At 70.3% G+C, this 16,818-nt stretch carries 16 protein-coding genes and 2 pseudogenes; 11 read left to right on the top strand and 7 right to left on the bottom strand.

The window, feature by feature from the left end:
- The first annotated feature begins 265 nt into the window (after positions 1–265).
- Positions 266–1,732 (top strand): DUF4153 domain-containing protein, encoded by a 1,467-nt coding sequence (locus tag RPX00_RS46045; protein WP_406635536.1) that lies wholly within the window; start codon positions 266–268, stop codon positions 1,730–1,732.
- A gap of 9 nt (positions 1,733–1,741) precedes the next feature.
- Here the strand turns inward: RPX00_RS46045 and RPX00_RS46040 are convergent, their stop codons facing one another.
- Both RPX00_RS46040 and RPX00_RS46035 read right to left on the bottom strand, forming a co-directional pair.
- Positions 1,742–2,113 carry an SSI family serine proteinase inhibitor gene (locus RPX00_RS46040; protein WP_406635534.1) on the bottom strand — a complete coding sequence of 124 codons (372 nt, stop codon included), beginning with the start codon at positions 2,111–2,113 and terminating at the stop codon, positions 1,742–1,744.
- A gap of 28 nt (positions 2,114–2,141) precedes the next feature.
- Positions 2,142–3,788, bottom strand: coding sequence for a PucR family transcriptional regulator (locus RPX00_RS46035; RefSeq protein WP_406635532.1), 1,647 nt, complete (start codon positions 3,786–3,788; stop codon positions 2,142–2,144).
- A gap of 131 nt (positions 3,789–3,919) precedes the next feature.
- On the opposite strand from RPX00_RS46035, the gene RPX00_RS46030 reads away from it, so the two are divergent.
- A complete protein-coding gene (locus RPX00_RS46030) occupies positions 3,920–5,413 on the top strand; it encodes a CoA-acylating methylmalonate-semialdehyde dehydrogenase (protein ID WP_406635530.1) in 1,494 nt (497 codons plus the stop codon).
- A 6-nt stretch (positions 5,414–5,419) separates the two neighbouring features.
- On the opposite strand, the gene RPX00_RS46025 is transcribed toward RPX00_RS46030, so the two are convergent.
- The 5 genes and pseudogenes from RPX00_RS46025 to RPX00_RS46005 all read right to left on the bottom strand — a co-directional run.
- Positions 5,420–5,926 carry a hypothetical protein gene (locus RPX00_RS46025; protein ID WP_406635528.1) on the bottom strand — a complete coding sequence of 169 codons (507 nt, stop codon included), beginning with the start codon at positions 5,924–5,926 and terminating at the stop codon, positions 5,420–5,422.
- Positions 5,923–6,501: a hypothetical protein gene (locus tag RPX00_RS46020; protein ID WP_406635526.1), complete on the bottom strand. Its 579-nt coding sequence runs from the start codon at positions 6,499–6,501 to the stop codon at positions 5,923–5,925. The genes RPX00_RS46025 and RPX00_RS46020 overlap by 4 nt, the downstream gene beginning before the upstream one ends.
- Positions 6,498–7,703 carry a hypothetical protein gene (locus RPX00_RS46015; protein WP_406643320.1) on the bottom strand — a complete coding sequence of 402 codons (1,206 nt, stop codon included), beginning with the start codon at positions 7,701–7,703 and terminating at the stop codon, positions 6,498–6,500. Before RPX00_RS46015 ends, RPX00_RS46020 begins: the two co-directional genes overlap by 4 nt.
- Positions 7,700–8,023 carry a type VII secretion target gene (locus RPX00_RS46010; RefSeq protein ID WP_406643318.1) on the bottom strand — a complete coding sequence of 108 codons (324 nt, stop codon included), beginning with the start codon at positions 8,021–8,023 and terminating at the stop codon, positions 7,700–7,702. The genes RPX00_RS46015 and RPX00_RS46010 overlap by 4 nt, the downstream gene beginning before the upstream one ends.
- A 271-nt stretch (positions 8,024–8,294) precedes the next feature.
- Positions 8,295–8,507 (bottom strand): annotated as a pseudogene (locus RPX00_RS46005) (YbaB/EbfC family nucleoid-associated protein); the annotation flags it as partial.
- A 221-nt stretch (positions 8,508–8,728) separates the two neighbouring features.
- On the opposite strand from RPX00_RS46005, the gene hrcA reads away from it, so the two are divergent.
- From hrcA to era, 9 genes and pseudogenes are all read left to right on the top strand, one after another.
- Positions 8,729–9,754, top strand: a complete 1,026-nt coding sequence (hrcA, locus tag RPX00_RS46000; protein WP_406635524.1) for a heat-inducible transcriptional repressor HrcA — start codon at positions 8,729–8,731, stop codon at positions 9,752–9,754.
- A 52-nt stretch (positions 9,755–9,806) separates the two neighbouring features.
- Positions 9,807–10,970, top strand: coding sequence for a molecular chaperone DnaJ (dnaJ, locus tag RPX00_RS45995; protein ID WP_378312389.1), 1,164 nt, complete (start codon positions 9,807–9,809; stop codon positions 10,968–10,970).
- 2 nt (positions 10,971–10,972) lie between these two features.
- A complete protein-coding gene (locus RPX00_RS45990) occupies positions 10,973–11,725 on the top strand; it encodes a 16S rRNA (uracil(1498)-N(3))-methyltransferase (RefSeq protein WP_406635522.1) in 753 nt (250 codons plus the stop codon).
- A 405-nt stretch (positions 11,726–12,130) separates the two neighbouring features.
- Positions 12,131–12,502, top strand: a complete 372-nt coding sequence (locus tag RPX00_RS45985) for a histidine triad nucleotide-binding protein (protein ID WP_406635520.1) — start codon at positions 12,131–12,133, stop codon at positions 12,500–12,502.
- A 93-nt stretch (positions 12,503–12,595) separates the two neighbouring features.
- On the top strand, positions 12,596–13,642 hold the full coding sequence (locus tag RPX00_RS45980; protein ID WP_406635518.1) for a PhoH family protein: 1,047 nt from the start codon (positions 12,596–12,598) through the stop codon (positions 13,640–13,642).
- The gene (gene ybeY, locus RPX00_RS45975) at positions 13,639–14,190 is read left to right on the top strand and encodes an rRNA maturation RNase YbeY (protein ID WP_406635516.1); all 552 of its coding nucleotides are present in this window, start codon (positions 13,639–13,641) and stop codon (positions 14,188–14,190) included. Before RPX00_RS45980 ends, ybeY begins: the two co-directional genes overlap by 4 nt.
- A 9-nt stretch (positions 14,191–14,199) precedes the next feature.
- Positions 14,200–15,524, top strand: a pseudogene (locus RPX00_RS45970) (hemolysin family protein).
- Entirely contained in the window at positions 15,517–15,855 is a 339-nt protein-coding gene (locus RPX00_RS45965) for a cytidine deaminase (RefSeq protein WP_406635514.1), read from the top strand. The pseudogene RPX00_RS45970 and the gene RPX00_RS45965 overlap by 8 nt, the downstream one beginning before the upstream one ends.
- Positions 15,852–16,751, top strand: a complete 900-nt coding sequence (era, locus tag RPX00_RS45960) for a GTPase Era (RefSeq protein WP_406635512.1) — start codon at positions 15,852–15,854, stop codon at positions 16,749–16,751. The genes RPX00_RS45965 and era overlap by 4 nt, the downstream gene beginning before the upstream one ends.
- Positions 16,752–16,818: the final 67 nt, after the last annotated feature.

Genomic DNA, 16,818 nt, shown 5'->3' with positions numbered 1-16,818 from the left:
GGCGGATCGTCGCGGCGCGAGTGGCTGGCTGCTTGGCCGTGGCTGATCTGGCGGAGCTGGTCGTGGGGTCAGCGGCCGGGGATGACCGAGGCGGTTGGCCGCTGAGCCTGGCGGAGCATCGCCGCTGAGGTCCGACGGCTCGCGGCGGTGAGCCGCCGGATGGCTCCCTGAAGCACTGCGGCACCTCACCGGCCACTGACCCCGCCTTGTCCTGCCCAGGGGAGCGAAGTTCCCGCCGAAGTTTGCGATTGCGAAGAGAGGGTTCATGTCCGAAGACGTCGAAGTCCGGCCCGCGCACGCGGTTCCGCCTGGGATTGTGGTGATAGACCAGCGGCGTTCGGGACCGCGGCCGTTGTTCGCCCGTGCCGAGGCGGCGGTGCCCGCCGGGGCGAGGCTGGCGGCGGTGGCGGTCGCGGTGGCCGCCGCGACGCTCGTGCCGGTGGATCGGCCCGGGGTCGGGTGGGTGCTGGCGGCGGCGCTGGCGGGCGTCGCGGTGCTGGTCGTGCGGAAGGGCCTGCGGTGGCGGCGCGCGGGGTGGGGAGTGCTGGCGGTCGCGTTGCTGAGCGTCGGCGCGGTGCGGGCGGCGGACTGGCTGTTCGTGCTGTGTGTGCTGGCGGCGGGCGTCGCGGCGTCGCTCGCGGTGGTCGGGCGGCGGACCGTCCACGGCACCACCTACGACGCTCTCGCGATTCCTCTCGAAGCGTTCCGCGCGGTGCCGTGGGTGCTTCGCCGCGAGCGGCGTTCCGGGCGGGGTCAAACGCGGGTCTTCGCGGCGGTGCTGGTGCCCGCGCTGGTGGTGGCCGTGTTCCTGCCGCTGCTGATCAGCGCGGACGCGAACTTCGCGCATTTCGTCGACGGTCTCGTCCCAGCAGTGCGACCCGACTCGGCCTTCCAATGGGCGCTGGTGTTCGTGGTGGCCTTCGGGGGCACCGCCGGTGCGTTCCTGATCTCCGCGGATCCCTTGCCGGAGCGGGAAAACCGGACTACCACCGCAGGCGACCGTCTACTGTGGACGGCCGCGCTCGCTACCCTGGCAGTGCTGTTCACCGCATACGTCCTGGTGCAGGCGGTGGCCCTCTTCGGCGGCACGGATTACGTCCTCCGCACCGACGGCCTCACCTCGGCCGACTACGCCCGCAGCGGTTTCTGGCAGCTCTGCGCGTGCACGGTCCTGACGCTCGGCATCGTGACCGCGGCACTGCGCTGGGCCCCGAAAACCAGCCGCGCCGACCGGATTCTGCTGCGCGCGCTGCTCGGTGCCCTGGCGGTGCTGAGCCTGGTGCTGGTGCTTTCGGCATTGAGTCGCATGTGGACATACCAGCAGGCCTACGGGTTCACCGTGCTGCGCGTGGTGGTGGAGGTCTGCGAGATCTGGCTGGGCGTGGTGTTTCTCCTGACGGCCGCGACACTGGGCACGCTCCGCGCGAGCTGGCTGCCCCGCGCGGCGATCGCGACCGGCGCGCTGGCGCTGCTGGGCCTGGCCACGGCGAACCCGGAGGCCCTGATCGCCGACGCCAACCTCGACCGCGCGGCGCACGGCAAACCGCTGGACGTCCGCTACCTGTCCCGGTTCTCCGCCGACGTCGTTCCCACGGTGGCCGAACGGCGTCCGGACGCGGCCTGCATCCTGCGCCCAGTGCTCACCAGGCTGCCTGACGACGCTTGGCCCGACTGGAATCTCAGCCGCGCGCGGGCCCGCGAAACTGTCCTCCCGGGCCCTCGCTGCGACTGAGCACGAGGGCTAGATCGCGAACACCCCGTTCGACTGGCTGTCCGCCACGCACTTGTTCGGGTACGTGGCGCGGTACGTCACGCGCGTGCCCCGCCAGCTGCCCAGCGCCGTGACGTCCACCGGCGAATAGATCATCGTGCACTTCTGCCGATGCGGTGCGATGCGGGCGAAATCGCCGTCCGCCGCGGCGAGCGTCGCGCAGGCGGTGTCGCGGTGGCGATGGGTGCCGCCGGTGGGGTCGCAGGTCAGGGACGCGCTCGTGACGCGGCCGGAGGTTTCGTGCACGGTCAGCTGCATCGTGGACTCCGGGACGTGCGGCGCGGCGACGCCGCCGAATCCGATCAGAGCCGCGGCGACCGGAGCGAAGGAAGAGAACACCATACGAGGGATATCGGCACCGCGAACCCGATCACTGTGCTCCTCGTCCGGGTGGGTTTTCCTCGCTCGGACGGGTGGTGGCGCCGAGGTCGTGCGCGAGTAATGCCACGTACAGCGACAGCATCGACTCCGGATCTTCCAGTCGCACTCCCAGCACCTGTTCGATGCGGGCGAGTTGCTGGTAGTACGCCGTCCGCGACGTGTGGGCGGCGACGGCTGCGGCAGACTTGTTGCCGCCGTGCGCGCAGTAGTGCCGCAGCGCCGGAACGAGGCGGCTGCCAGACGCTGCGTCACGTTCCAGGAGCGGGCCCAGCTCTCGCGCGGCGAAGGCGTGTACGCGCTCGTCGTCGGCGAGAAGGTGCAGCAGGCCGCGTAGCCGAACGTCCTTGAGACGGTGCAAGGGTTGGCCGTCGTCCTCGTCGAGCGCGGCGGCAGCGACGTGTGCGGCTTCGACCAAAGTGCGTTGTGCTTCAGCGGGTCCGGTGACGGTCGTGCCTACGCCGAGCGCTGCGGGCGCCGAAGCGCGCGCGTCGTGGATGTCGGTGGCTAGGCGCTGAAGGACCGCGTCGGCGTTGGCTTCCGGCGAGAGTGCGAGAAGCGCGCGTACGGCGGTCTCGTCGGTCGAGACTAGCGCGGACACCTTCGCTCGCCTCGTCGCGAGTGCGGTGGCTTCGGCCAACTCGCGCAACAGCGGCGGCGTGGACAGCGTCGGTCGCGTAGTGCTGGTGATGCGTGGCCGCACCGCTAGACCGACCAACTGTCGGCCCGTCAGCGGCACGGCGAGCGCAGACGCCCGCGCGAGGATTTCCGCAGTCGGCGCGGGCGAATTCAGCAGTTCGGTCAGCACTGCGCGGTGCGCTTGCCGTTCGAGAGTGTCCGAGTCACGCGCGACGAGACGGTGCACCGCGAGCGCAGACGCCGCCCGTTCGGCGACCACTTGATACCGATGCGGCGGCGGCTCGGCGCACACCAGCACCAGCCGTCCCCAGTCATGCCCGCGCGCGCCGACCACGGTGACCAGCCAGCCCGCCGCCGAGTGGTACCCGGTGCGCTCGCCGACCTGCACCACGCGCGACCGAGCCGGCCAGCCGACGAGCAGCTCGCCCGGATCCGTGCCCGCGGTGTCGTAGGCGAGGACTTCGTGTTCCAGCGTCTCCAGCACGACCGGTTGTTCGGTCAGCCGCGCCACCTCGGCCAGCACCGCGGCGGGCTCGGCTCCGGCGACGGTCAGCGACGTGAACGTTTCGTGCACCCGCTCCGCGGCCCGAAGCTCGGCGAGTTGCGCGTCCACGATCATCCCGTTCACTGCCTCGGTCACCGCGACATAGCGGGTCTCGCGCGACAGCGTCACCAGCGGCAGCCCGCGTTGCTCAGCCGCCGCGACGAGGGCGCGCGGCAGCCGGTCGTTCCAGTGCCGCACCAGCTCGACCACCAGGCCCGCGACACCCACATCGGCGAGGTCGGCGACGTACCGGGTCAGCGTCGCGTCGTCGTCGGGGAGCGCGACTCCCGTGGTGAGCACGAGTTCCCCGCCGCGCAGCAGATGCGCGATGTCGGCGACCTCGGCCGCGTGCGCCCAGCGCACCCGCCGTTCGAGCCCAGTGCTGCCCGCGACCACGCGCGGACAGCCTTGGCGCAGCACCGGCAACGCGAGCGCCTCGGCGACGGTCGGGTACATCGGTTCCCCCTTGCTGGCCGTCAGGGCACAGACTGTACGGCGGAGAGGGGTAGTCCGTACACGTTGTCGATGGCGGACCCAGGCGCCTCGCCCGGAGACTCGTGAGCACCCGACCGGAAGGAGCGGACGTCGTGACCGACCGCATCAGCCATTGGATCGACGGCAAGCCGGTCGTCGGCACCGGACGCACCGGCGACGTGTACGACCCGGCGACCGGCCAGGTCAGCGCGCAGGTGGACTTCGCGGGACCGGCCGAGGTGGAGCAGGCGGTGGCCGCCGCGGCCGCTGCGTTGCCGGGCTGGCAGGGCACGTCGCTCGCCGGGCGGACGCGCGTGCTCTTCGCCTTTCGGGAACTGCTTCAGGCGCGTAAGCACGAGCTGGCGAAGATCGTGACGAGCGAGCACGGCAAGGTCGAGTCGGACGCGGCGGGCGAAGTCGCGCGCGCGATCGAGAACGTCGAGTACGCGTGCGGCGCGGCGCAAATGCTCAAGGGCGGGTTCAGCGAGAACGCCTCCACCGGTGTCGACGTCTACTCGATCCGGCAGCCGCTCGGCGTGGTCGGCGTGATCTCGCCGTTCAACTTTCCCGCGATGGTGCCGCTCTGGTTCGTGCCGAACGCGCTGGCGTGCGGCAACACCGTCGTGCTCAAGCCGAGCGAAAAGGACCCGTCCGCGGCGCTGTTCATCGCCGAACTGCTCGCCGAAGCGGGCCTGCCCGCCGGCGCGTTCAACGTGCTGCAGGGCGACAAAGTCGCGGTCGACGGCCTGCTCGAACACCCGGACGTCAAGGCGATCTCGTTCGTCGGCTCCACCCCGATCGCCCGCTACGTCTACGAAACCGGCACCAGCCACGGAAAGCGCGTGCAGGCGCTCGGCGGGGCGAAAAACCACATGATCGTGCTGCCGGACGCCGACCTCGACCTGGCCGCGGACGCCGCGGTCTCGGCCGGTTTCGGGTCGGCGGGGGAGCGGTGCATGGCGGTGTCGGTGGTGGTCGCCGTCGAACCGATCGCGGACGAGCTGGTGGCCAAAATCGTCGACCGGATGCGGAAACTGCGCGTCGGCGACGGACGCAAGCCGTCGTCGGAGATGGGCCCGCTGGTCACCAGGGCACACCACGAGCGCGTTTCGTCCTATGTGGACAAAGGGGTGGCCGAAGGCGCGGAACTGGTGATGGACGGCCGGGGCGTGGAAGCGGACGGCGCGAACGACGGATTCTGGCTGGGCCCCACGCTTTTCGACCGCGTCACCCCCAGTATGGCGGTGTACACCGACGAAATCTTCGGCCCGGTCCTGTCCGTCGCGCGGACCACGAGCTTCGACGACGCGCTCGCGCTCATCAACGCCAACCCGTACGGCAACGGAACCGCCATCTTCACCGGCGACGGACGCGCCGCGCGCCGCTTCCAGAACGAGGTGGAAGTGGGCATGGTCGGCGTCAACGTGCCCATCCCGGTGCCCGTCGGCTACTACTCGTTCGGCGGCTGGAAGGACTCCCTGTTCGGCGACACGCACGCGTACGGGCCGGAGGGGTTCCATTTCTTCACGCGCACGAAGGTGGTCACGTCCCGCTGGCCGGACACCTCGCACGCGGGGGTGAACTTGGGGTTCCCGAAGAACTCTTGAACCGCTTCACCGGGTACCGCCGTCGAGGACGATGTTCACCACCCGCCGCCGGTTCTCCAGCACGCAGACGGCAGTGATCCGCTCCGCGACCATGCGGTCCCACTGCGCGCGCGGGACGGGGTAGGTGCGCCCGCCCGCGCGCAGCTGCCACCGTTCGATCTCGCCGGGCCCGCGCGGAGTGTGCTTGACGCCGATCGGGTAGTCGTCGGTGATCGGGCCCGCGCCGAAATCGTGCGCGGGCCCGGCGATCACGGTCAGCGGTGCCCGGAACTCGGCACAGCGATGCACGCTGAACCGGATCGCGCCCGCGGCCGTCACCACCGCGACCGCCACGGCCACCAGCGCGGAAGCGGTGAACCCGGACTTGACCACCGCGACGACCCCGACCGAGACGATCGCGGCGGCGAGCACCCAGACTGCCCAGAACAGCCCGTCGAGGACCATCCCGCGCTGGCTGCGGTGCAACCTCCCGGCGAGGTTGGCCGCCGCCACCTCTCTGGGATCGGCGGTCACGCCGCGACCACGTTGACCAGGATCTTGCTGCGCGGGGTGAGGATCGCGGCGTTGGTGCGCCCGCCGAGCACCCGGCCTTTCAGGTCGTGGTCGAGCCGGTAGGACTTGCCCCGCACGACGAGGTAAGTGAACGTTATCCGCTCAGTGATCTCGTACAGGTACAGCGCGTGCTGCCCGCCAGAAGGCGGCTTGAGCACGTGGCCGTAGTCGTGTGTCCAACCGGCGACTACATCGAGCTTGCCGCCGCGCACCTCCGCCAGCCGCCGCCAGGCGACTCTTCCGAACCACACCGCCAGCGCGAGCGGGAACAGCGCGAGAAGGTACAGCTTCCAGTTCAACGACCAGTACGTCACCAACGGCTTGCCGAGGAATGCGTTGACCGCGTTGGCGTTGCGGAGGTAAGCGCTGTCGGCGCCCAGCTTGAGCGGAACCAGGACCGCCCCGGCGATCCCCGCCGCGACCAGCAGCACGGACACCCAGAAATTGCCGTCGAGCAGCTTCGTGCGCTGGGACGGGTGCAGGCGGCCTTCCCGGTTGGCCTGGTCGGCGGCCGCCTGCGCGGTTTCGCTGCTCACTCGCCGGAGCCGCCTTCGGTCTTCTCATGTTCCTTCTCGTATGCCTCGGAGCCCTCGGCGTACCGGTCGTACTGCTCGTTCTCCTGCCGCCTTGCCTCCGCACCGGCGCCGAGAGTGTCCGCGGGACTCCAACCCGGGACTCCGTCTCCCTCACGCCACTTCTTCTGGTTCAGCACGCTGCGCCCGTCCTCCGAGTAAGTCTCGCCAGCGTGTTCGAAATGCTCGCGGCCCGGCACCTTCTCCTTGGCGTTGTTAGTCCAGCGCTCGGCCTTCTCCGCGGCGCTTTCGGCCCGGCCGGCCTCCTTGAGATCACCGGCCTTCTTCTCCAGGCCCGCGGCGATGTCGACGCTCTTGTCCGTGACCTTGCCCGCCGCCTTGCCGACCTTGCGCAACGCGTTCGCGGCCTGCTCGATCGCGGCCTTCGACTTGCCCGCGCTCTCCGCGAGCTTGTCCAGCTTCTCCACGACCTTCGCGATCCGGGTGCCGATCTTCTCCGCCAGGATCCCGCCCTCGACGACGGTGTCGGCGATGAACGCGGCCACCGTGCCGCCGAAAGTGCACCACGACGACGCGAGCGCGGCGAGGCCCTTGATGATCAGCTCGCCGACGAACGACGAGATCATGTCGCGGATCAGCCCGCGCTCGGTGCCGACCAGCGCGGCAGCCACGTTCATCCCGGTCGACGCGCTGCTCGCGTGCCCGGCCGCGCCCCGAAGGGTCTCCGCGTAGCCCTTCGCGGCCTCCTGGTACGCCTGCCCGCCCTGGCCCTGGAAGTTCGGCGCGACCTTGCTCGCGGCCTGCTCGTACTGCTCCGCGCTCTCGGTCAGCTGCTTCGAGATGTTCGACCAGGTCACCGCCTTGGCCGTGACCGCCTCCGGATTGCCCGCGAGCTGGTCGAGGCCCTCCTTCAGGAAGCTGATGTGCTCGATCAGCCAGCCGACGCCCGCGCTGGCCAGCGTGCCGAGCGGGTCCATCGCGGCACCGAGCAGGTCGAGGCCGTCGGTCAGGCCGTCGACCGCGAGGTTGCCCCAGTCGCCCTTGCGGGCGTCGGTGAGCGTCGCCGCGACGTCGTTGAGCATGCCGGAGCCGGACGTCTGCGCGTTGAGGTTGTCCAGTTCGTTCGAGGACGACCCCATGTTCGTGGTCAGCCCGCTCGGCGACTCCGACTTCGCGACCAGCGGGTTCTCCTGCGTCTCGGTCATTCCGGCAGCTCCTTGCCGAGACCGTTGATGTGGCCGACGGTCTGTTTCTCGTGGTTGTCGTAGTGATCGTGCGCCTGCTGCAGGCGGTCCGCGATGTCGTCGGCCGCGCCGGCCACGTCCTGGACGAACGAGGTCGCCACCGACATCCAGATCTGCAGCGGCATCGCGAACACCTGGCCGACGATGCCGAACGCGTCGTCGCCGAACGACTGGCCGGACTCGGTGGCCTGCGCCGCGGTGTGCACGCCCGCCGCGATGTCCTCGACCTCGCCCTTGTGCGCGCGCAGCGCCGGGAGGTCGACCTTCGCACCGTCCGCCATCAGTTCCTCCCCAGTACCGGGCCGCCGTAGTAGTCGTCGTCGTCCGTCGGGTCCGCCGGGCGGCGGACCGGCCGCGCGGGCCGGGCGGGCGGCGCGGAATCGTCCTGCGCGTCGAAGAATTGCGGCTGCGGGGTCGACGGCGGGGGTTTTCCTCCGGAATTTCCGGTTCCGGGATCTGTTCTTCGAGGAATTTCATCGCGTCGCTGTTCTCGCCGATCACCGGGGCCATGATCGCGGTCAGCTGCTGCGCCGCCTGGGCTTGGGCACGCCGCGCGGTGGCCAGGACGGCGGCGGCGAGCGCGGCGCGCGGCATCTCGTCCGCGCGGGAGCCGAACTGGAGTTCCTGCAGCGCACCGGCGGTGTTGACGGTCGCGGTGACCGCTCCGTCCTGGCTCGTGGCGGTCGCCGACACGTGCTTCAGCCGTTCTTGCGCCTCGGCGGCCCGTTGCCGGATTTCGGCGATTTCGGGAGAAAGTGCGTTCATGTCGGCCGCTGCTTTCGGGTCGAGTTGTTCACAGTCTTTCCGAGGCAGAAAACCCGGTTCCGGTTCCCCGTGCAAGCGAAGTTTCGAATTGCCCGGTTCGTCGCTATTAAAAATTGTTTGCCCGCGTTTTACCCGGCCCTGGCGAGACCGGTGGGCGCGCCGGGCACTCCCGGGTCCGTAAACTCGTTGTGAGTAGCAGGATGACCGCGAAGGAGGTGCCGGTGGCGAACACGGACGAGCGTCGCTTCGAGGTGCTGCGCGCGATCGTCGCCGACTACGTCTCCAACCAGGAGCCAGTCGGGTCGAAGACGATCGTCGAGCGGCACAACCTCGGCGTTTCCAGTGCCACCGTGCGCAACGACATGGCCGCTCTCGAGGAAGAGGGGTACATCGCGCAGCCGCACACGAGCGCCGGGCGGATCCCCACCGACAAGGGCTACCGGCTCTTCGTCGACCGGCTCGCGGAGATCAAGCCGCTCTCGAGCGCCGAGCGCCGCGCGATCACCAGCTTCCTCGACTCCGGCACCGACCTCGACGACGTGCTGCGCCGGTCGGTGCGGCTGCTCGCGCAGCTCACCCGGCAGGTCGCGGTGGTGCAGTACCCGATGCTCACCAACACCGTCGCGCGCCATCTCGAAGTGGTCCCGCTCACGCCCGCGCGGCTCATGCTCGTGCTGATCACCGACTCCGGCCGGGTCGACCAGCGCACCGTCGACCTCGGCGACGTGGTCACCGAGGAGACCGTGCTGCGGCTGCGCACGGTGCTCAACGGCGCGCTCGCCGGACGGCGGCTGGCCGACGCCGCGGCCAACGTGGCCGAGCTGCCCGAAGGCGCTCCCGCGGACCTTCGCGACCACCTCACCCGGATCTGCACCACCCTGGTCGAATCGCTGGTCGAGCACCCGGAAGAGCGGATCGTGCTCGGCGGCACCGGCAACCTCACCCGCAACGTCGCGGACTTCCCCGGCTCGCTGCGGCAGGTGCTCGAGGCGCTCGAGGAACAGGTGGTGGTGCTGAAGCTGCTCGCCGCGGCCCGCAACCCCGGTGCGGTCACCGTGCTCATCGGTGAGGAAAATGAGGACGAGCAGATGCGCAGCACCTCGGTCGTGTCCATCGGCTACGGCCGGGACGACATGCTGCTCGGGGGGATGGGCGTCGTCGGGCCGACCAGGATGGACTACCCGGGCACGATCGCGGCGGTCCGAGCGGTCGCCAACTACGTGGGGCAGATCCTGTCCGGCCGCTGAACCGGCGGCAGGCCGGGGACGTGGCGGAACACGAAGGAGAAGGCAGAGCAACGTGGCGAGGGACTACTACGGGATCCTCGGGGTGGCCAAGAACGCGAGCGATCAGGAGATCAAGCGCGCGTACCGCAAGCTGGCCCGTGAGCTGCACCCCGACGTGAACCCGTCGGAGGACGCCCAGCACCGCTTCGGCGAGGTGACCACCGCGTACGAGGTGCTCTCCGATCCGCAGAAGCGCAAGATCGTCGACCTCGGCGGCGACCCGATGGACGCGGGCGGCCGCGGCGGCGGGGGCGGCGACCCGTTCGCCGGCTTCGGCGGGCTCGGCGACATCATGGACGCCTTTTTCGGCGCCGCGGGCGGAGGCGGCGGACGGGGGCGCGGGCCGCGCAGCCGCGTGCAGCCCGGCTCCGACGCGCTGATCCGGCTCGGCCTCACCCTCGAGGAGTGCGCGACCGGCGTCGACCGCGAGATCACCGTCGACACCGCGATCGTCTGCGACCTGTGCCGCGGCGCGGGCACCGCCGAGGGCACGAGCACCAAGACCTGCGACACCTGCGGCGGGGCCGGCGAGGTCCAGTCCGTGCAGCGGTCGTTCCTCGGCCAGGTCGTCACCGCCCGCCCGTGCCCGGTGTGCCGCGGCTTCGGCGAGGTCATCCCCGACCCGTGCCGCCAGTGCGGCGGCGACGGCCGGATCCGGTCGCGGCGCAACGTCACCGCGAAGATCCCGCCGGGCGTCGGCGACGGCATGCGGATCCGGCTGTCCGGCCAGGGCGAGGTCGGTCCCGGCGGCGGCCCGGCGGGCGACCTCTACGTCGAGATCGACGAGGCCCCGCACGAGGTGTTCGTCCGCGAGGGCAACGACCTGCACTGCAACTTCCGCATCCCGATGACCACCGCGGCGCTCGGCGCGACGGTCCCGATCGCCACCCTGGTCGACGGCGACTACGAACTCGACGTCGAACCCGGCACCCAGCCCAACACCGAACTGGTGCTCACCGGCAAGGGCATGCCGCGGCTGCGCTCGTCCGGCCGCGTCGACGGCCGCGGCGACCTGCACGTGCACATCGACGTCGTGGTGCCCACCAAGCTCGACGAGTCCCAGCGCGACCTGCTGGTCGAGCTGGCCCAGCAGCGCGGCGAGGAAGTGCCGACGCTCGCCGCCAACGGCAGCAAGCACGGCGGCCTGTTCTCCAAGCTGCGCGCGAAGAACCGCTGACTGTGCCGGAAACCACACTGCCGGTCTTCCTCGCCCCGGCGGTGCCCGCCGAAGGACGGGCACTGCTCGACGGCGAGGAAGCCCGGCACGCGGCCACCGTGCGCCGGCTGCGCGTGGGGGAGCAGCTCGTGCTCTCCGACGGAGCCGGCGCGATGGCCCGCTGCGCCGTGGACGCCGTCGAAGCCGGCCGCGCCCCGACGGTCACCCTCACCGTCCTGGAGCGCTGGCAGGAGGAACCGCCCGCGCTGCGCGTCCACGTCGCCCAGGCGCTCGCGAAAGGCGACCGCGGGGAGCTGGCCGTCGAACTGGCCACCGAAGCCGGCGCGGACGCGATCGTGCCGTGGCGCGCCGCCCGCAGCGTCGCCCGCTGGGACGACGGGCCCCGCGGCGACAAAGCACTGGCCCGTTGGCGCTCAACCGCCCGCTCCGCCGCGAAACAAGCTCGCCGCGCCCACGTGCCCGTGGTCGCCGAACCGGTCGGCACGCGCGAACTCGCGCAGCTCGCCGCCACGATGTCCGCGACGCTGGTCCTCGAATCCGGCGTGACCAGCAAACTCGCCGACCTCGACCTGCCCGACGGTGGCGACCTCCTCCTCGTCGTAGGCCCCGAAGGCGGCATCACCGACGACGAACTCGCCGCCCTCGAAGCCGCCGGAGCCACCACGGTCCGCCTCGGCCCGACCGTCCTGCGCACCTCCACCGCGGCCGCCGTCGCGCTGGGTGCGCTGGGCGTACTCACCGGCCGCTGGCACTGAGCCGCGAGCCCGGAAAACCCGGCAGAACCCCTAAACATCGGCACCAGGTGATGGCGCGCCGCACCCCCGGCGGCTACGCTGCTTCGCAACGTGCGAACACGAGGGTTTCAGCCTGCTTGCCCGCGGGCATTACTCTTGAGTACGCGAACCCGAACCCCGCCGGGCACCTCCCCCTCGGTCCGGCGGAGCCGCGGCGGCGGTGGAGCGACCCCCAGGCTCCACCGCGCCGCGGCGTCTTCGAATCGCTGGCGCGATTCTTCGCCGCCGCTGGTTCCGCCATTACTCCCGGGGGGCCGAGCCCCCCGGACCCCCACGGTGCGGTGGTTGCGTCTCGTGCGTCGGTCGCCTTGGTGCGTCGTCGGTCGCCTTCTGGGGTTGGTGGGCCTCTGTTTGTAGGGTGTTCCCATGAGCGATGCGGCGGAGACGTTGTTTGAGCGGATTATTGCTGGGGAGATTCCGGCGGACGTGGTGTATCAGGATGACGCTACGTTCGCGTTTCGGGACATCAATCCGCAGGCTCGGGTGCATGTGCTGGTGGTGCCTCGGAAGAGGTATCGGAATGTGGGGGAGTTGGCTGAGGCTGATCCCGAGTTGTTGAGCCGGGTGTTGGTGGCTGCTCGGAAGGTCGCTGAGGTCGAGGGTGTTGCGGAGAGTGGGTATCGGGTTGTGTTCAATACCGATGCTGATGCTGGGCAGACGGTGTTTCATGTGCATGCCCATGTCCTGGGTGGGGAGCAGTTGGGGTTGTTCGGGCGGCCAGGCGCCGGAGTGCACTGAAACCGGGCTGCGGCGCGGGGAGCAGGGCAAGTAGCATTCAAGGGTCCCTGTACGTCGACTTGCGAAGTGCGCAGAAAGCAGGACCGAGGCCACGTGGCCGGAACTGAGACGGGTGGAGCCGCCCGACCTGACAATCGGGTATCGGCCGAGGCACAGGTTCGATTTCCGATCCCGGACGGGGCTCAGCTGAGCCTGCTGGGGTCGCGCGACGAGAATTTGCGAGTGGCCGAAGAGCTGCTGGCCGCGGACGTGCACGTGCGCGGCAACGAGGTCACGCTGACCGGCACCCCGGCCGACGTGGCGTTCGCCGAGCGGGTGTTCACCGAGCTGGTGCAGCTCGCCGGCGGCGGGCAGCAGGTCGGGCCGGACACGGTGCGGCGGACGGTGGGGATGCTGTCCAGCGGCGACGGGTCGCCCGCCGAGGTGCTGAGCCTCAACATCGTGTCGCGGCGCGGGAAGACCATCCGGCCCAAGACGCTGAACCAGAAGCGGTACGTGGACGCGATCGACAAGCACACGATCGTTTTCGGCATCGGGCCCGCCGGCACCGGCAAGACGTATCTCGCGATGGCGAAGGCCGTGCAGGCGTTGCAGGCCAAGCAGGTCACGCGGATCGTGCTGACCCGGCCCGCGGTCGAAGCCGGCGAGCGGCTCGGGTACCTGCCGGGCACGCTGAACGAGAAGATCGACCCGTACCTGCGGCCGCTTTACGACGCGCTGCACGACATGGTCGAGCCGGAGTCGATTCCGCGGCTCATGCAGGCGGGCACGATCGAAATCGCACCGCTGGCCTATATGCGCGGTCGCACGCTGAACGACGCGTTCATCATCCTCGACGAGGCGCAGAACACCACGCCCGAGCAGATGAAGATGTTCCTCACCCGGCTCGGGTTCGGGGCCAAGATCGTCGTCACCGGCGACATCACCCAGATCGACCTCCCCGGCGGGCAGCGCAGCGGGCTCCGCGTCGTGCGCGACATCCTCGGCGGCGTCGAGGACCTGCACTTCGCCGAACTCACCAGCCAGGACGTCGTCCGGCACAAACTGGTCGGCGACATCGTCGACGCGTACGAGAAGTGGCAGGCCGTGCAGGACGCGCAGGAGCAGCAGACCGGCGGCTGGAAAGGCACCCGCCGATGAGCATCGAGATCGCCAACGAATCCGGCGTCGACGTCGACGAGGCGTCCATCGTCTCCGCCGCCCGCTACGCGCTCGACAAAATGGAGGTCAGCCCGCTCGCCGAGCTGTCCATCCTGTGCGTCACCCTCGAGGTGATGGAAGACCTGCACGAACGCTGGATGGACCTGCCGGGGCCCACCGACGTCATGGCCTTCCCGATGGACGAACTCGACTCCTCGCGCCGCCCGGACGCGCCCGACTCGTCCCCGGCGCTGCTCGGCGACATCGTGCTCTGCCCGGCCTTCGCGAAGGACCAGGCGAAAACCGCGGGCCACCGGCTGATCGACGAACTGCACCTGCTCACCGTCCACGGCTGCCTCCACCTGCTCGGCTACGACCACGCCGAACCCGCCGAGGAACGCGAGATGTTCGGGCTGCAGAAGCGGATCCTCGGCGAATTCCAGGCCGCGGTCGCGGCGCACGAGGCCCGCGACGCGCAACGCGACGTCGACGACCGCGTGCTCGGCATCGCCGGGCTCGACGCGCCGCAGCCCGGGGAAACGCCCTAGGGTCCGACCATGGGAAACCCCCCGGCACAGGTCGTCATCGCGGTGACGCTGGTGCTGCTCGCCGGCGTGTTCGCCGCCGCCGACGCCGCGGTCGGCACGGTGTCGCAGGCCAGGGTCGACGGCCTCGTCCGCACCGGCCGCGTCGGCGCCCGCCAGCTCGCCGCGGTCGTCGCCGAACGCCGCAGGCACATCAACCTGCTGCTCCTGCTGCGGCTCGCCTGCGAAATCACCGCCACGGTGCTGGTCACCGTGTCCTTCGTCGCGTGGTTCGACCGGCTGTGGCTCGCCATCCTGGTGTCCGCGGTCGTCATGGTCGTGGTCAGCTACGTCATCATCGGCGTCGGCCCGCGCACCATCGGCCGCCAGCATCCCTACCGCGTCGGCACGATCGTCGCCGGACCGGTCCGCGCCCTCGGCACGGTCCTCGGCCCGCTGTCGCGGCTGCTGATCGTGCTCGGCAACGCGATCACCCCCGGCCGCGGTTTCCGCGAAGGCCCGTTCACCTCCGAGGTCGAGCTGCGCGAGCTGGTCGACCTCGCGCAGGAACGCGGCGTCGTGGAGGACTCCGAGCGCGAGATGATCCACTCGGTGTTCGAACTCGGCGACACCGTCGCCCGCGAGGTCATGGTGCCGCGCACGGAAATCGTGTGGATCGAGCGCACCAAAACCGTCCGCCAGGCCCTCGCGCTCGCGCTGCGCACCGGCTTCACCCGCGTTCCGGTGATCGACGATTCGGTGGACGACATCGTCGGCGTGGTCAACATCAAAGACCTCATGCCCGAGTACATGGGCCCGGACGGGCCGAGCACCGTGGTCGACGCCGTGATGAATCCGGCGAGCTTCGTGCCCGACTCCAAGCGGCTCGACGAGCTGCTGAAGGAAATGCAGCGCACGCACAACCACATGGCGATCGCGGTCGACGAGTACGGCGGCACCGCGGGCCTGCTCACCATCGAGGACATCCTGGAGGAGATCGTCGGCGAGATCACCGACGAATCCGACGCCGACGAACGCCCCGACGTCGAAGAACTCGAGGACGGCTCGGTCCGCGTGTCGTCCCGGCTCAGCGTCGACGACCTCGGCGAACTGTTCGGCATCGACCTCGAAGACCACGACGTGGAGACCGTCGGCGGGCTGCTCGCCGAGCGACTGGGTAGGGTCCCGCTGCCGGGGGCCGAAGCCGAGGTCGCCGGTCTTCGGCTGTTCGCCGAAGGGGAAAGGACCGCCGCGGCCGGATGCGCATCACGTCCGTGGTCGTCCGGCCGTCGTCGGCGCGCCCGCGCACCCGCCCGCCCCAGCCCGAAGAGCACGACAGGAGAGTCGAACATGCCTGACCTCGACGCCGAGGACCAGAAGCTGGTCACCCTGGCCCGGTCGGCCCGCGCCCGCACCGGAGCCGCGGAAGGCGCCGCGGTCCGCGACAGCGACGGCCGCACCTACGCCGCCGCCACCGTCGACCAGCCGTCGTTCAAGCTCACCGCCGTGCAGGCCGCCGTCGCCGCCGCGCTGTCCAGCGGCGCGGAGGGGCTCGAAGCCGCCGCCGTGGTCACCGCCGACGCGCTGGTCGCCGAGGCGTCCGTGCACGCGGTCCGCGACGTGACCAAGGCCGCGCCGATCATCTTCGCCGATCCGTCCGGTGCCGTGGTCGAGGTGCTCCAGTCGTGACTGAGCCGCATCGTTCCGGTTTCGCCTGCTTCGTCGGCCGTCCCAACGCGGGCAAATCGACGCTCACCAACGCGCTCGTCGGCTCGAAGGTCGCGATCACCTCCAGCAAACCGCAGACCACCCGGCACGCCATCCGCGGCATCGTGCACCGCGAGGACGCGCAGCTGGTGATCATCGACACCCCCGGCCTGCACCGTCCGCGCACGCTGCTCGGCCAGCGGCTCAACGACGTCGTGCACGAGACGTGGTCCGAAGTGGACGTTGTCGGGTTCTGCGTGCCCGCCAACGAGAAAATCGGCCCCGGAGACCGGTTCATCGCCGCCGAGCTGAAGAAGATCGCCCGGCGCACCCCGGTGATCGGCGTCGTCACCAAGACCGACCTGGTGAAGCCGGAACAGGTCGCCGAGCAGCTCGTCGCGCTGCAAGAGGTGATGGAGTTCGCCGACCTCGTGCCGGTGTCCGCTGTGGACGGTTTCCAGGTGCAGACGGTCGCCGACCTGCTGGTGCAGCGGCTGCCCGAAGGACCGCAGCTGTACCCGGGCGGCGAACTCACCGACGAGCCCGAGCAGACGCTCGTCGCCGAGCTGATCCGCGAAGCCGCGCTCGAAGGCGTCCGCGACGAACTGCCGCACTCCATCGCGGTGACCGTCGAGGAAATGATCCCGCGCGAGGACCGCGACGACCTCATCGACATCCACGCGCTGCTGTACGTGGAACGCCCCAGCCAGAAGGGGATCATCCTCGGGCACAAGGGCGAACGGCTGCGGGAGGTCGGCGCGACCGCGCGCAAGCACATCGAGCGGCTGCTGGGCACGAAGGTCTATCTCGACCTGCACATCAAGGTCGCCAAGGACTGGCAGCGGGACCCGAAGCAGCTGCGCAGGCTGGGTTTCTGACCGGTGGTGATCCCGCCCGCCCGCGCGGGCGGGTAGCGTCAGGCCGAACCGCACCCGATTTGTCCAG

It is taken from the genome of Amycolatopsis sp. WGS_07, from assembly GCF_045278895.1.
In the GTDB taxonomy this organism is placed as follows: Bacteria; Actinomycetota; Actinomycetes; order Mycobacteriales; family Pseudonocardiaceae; genus Amycolatopsis.
This window is presented reverse-complemented; position numbering and strand designations above follow the sequence as displayed.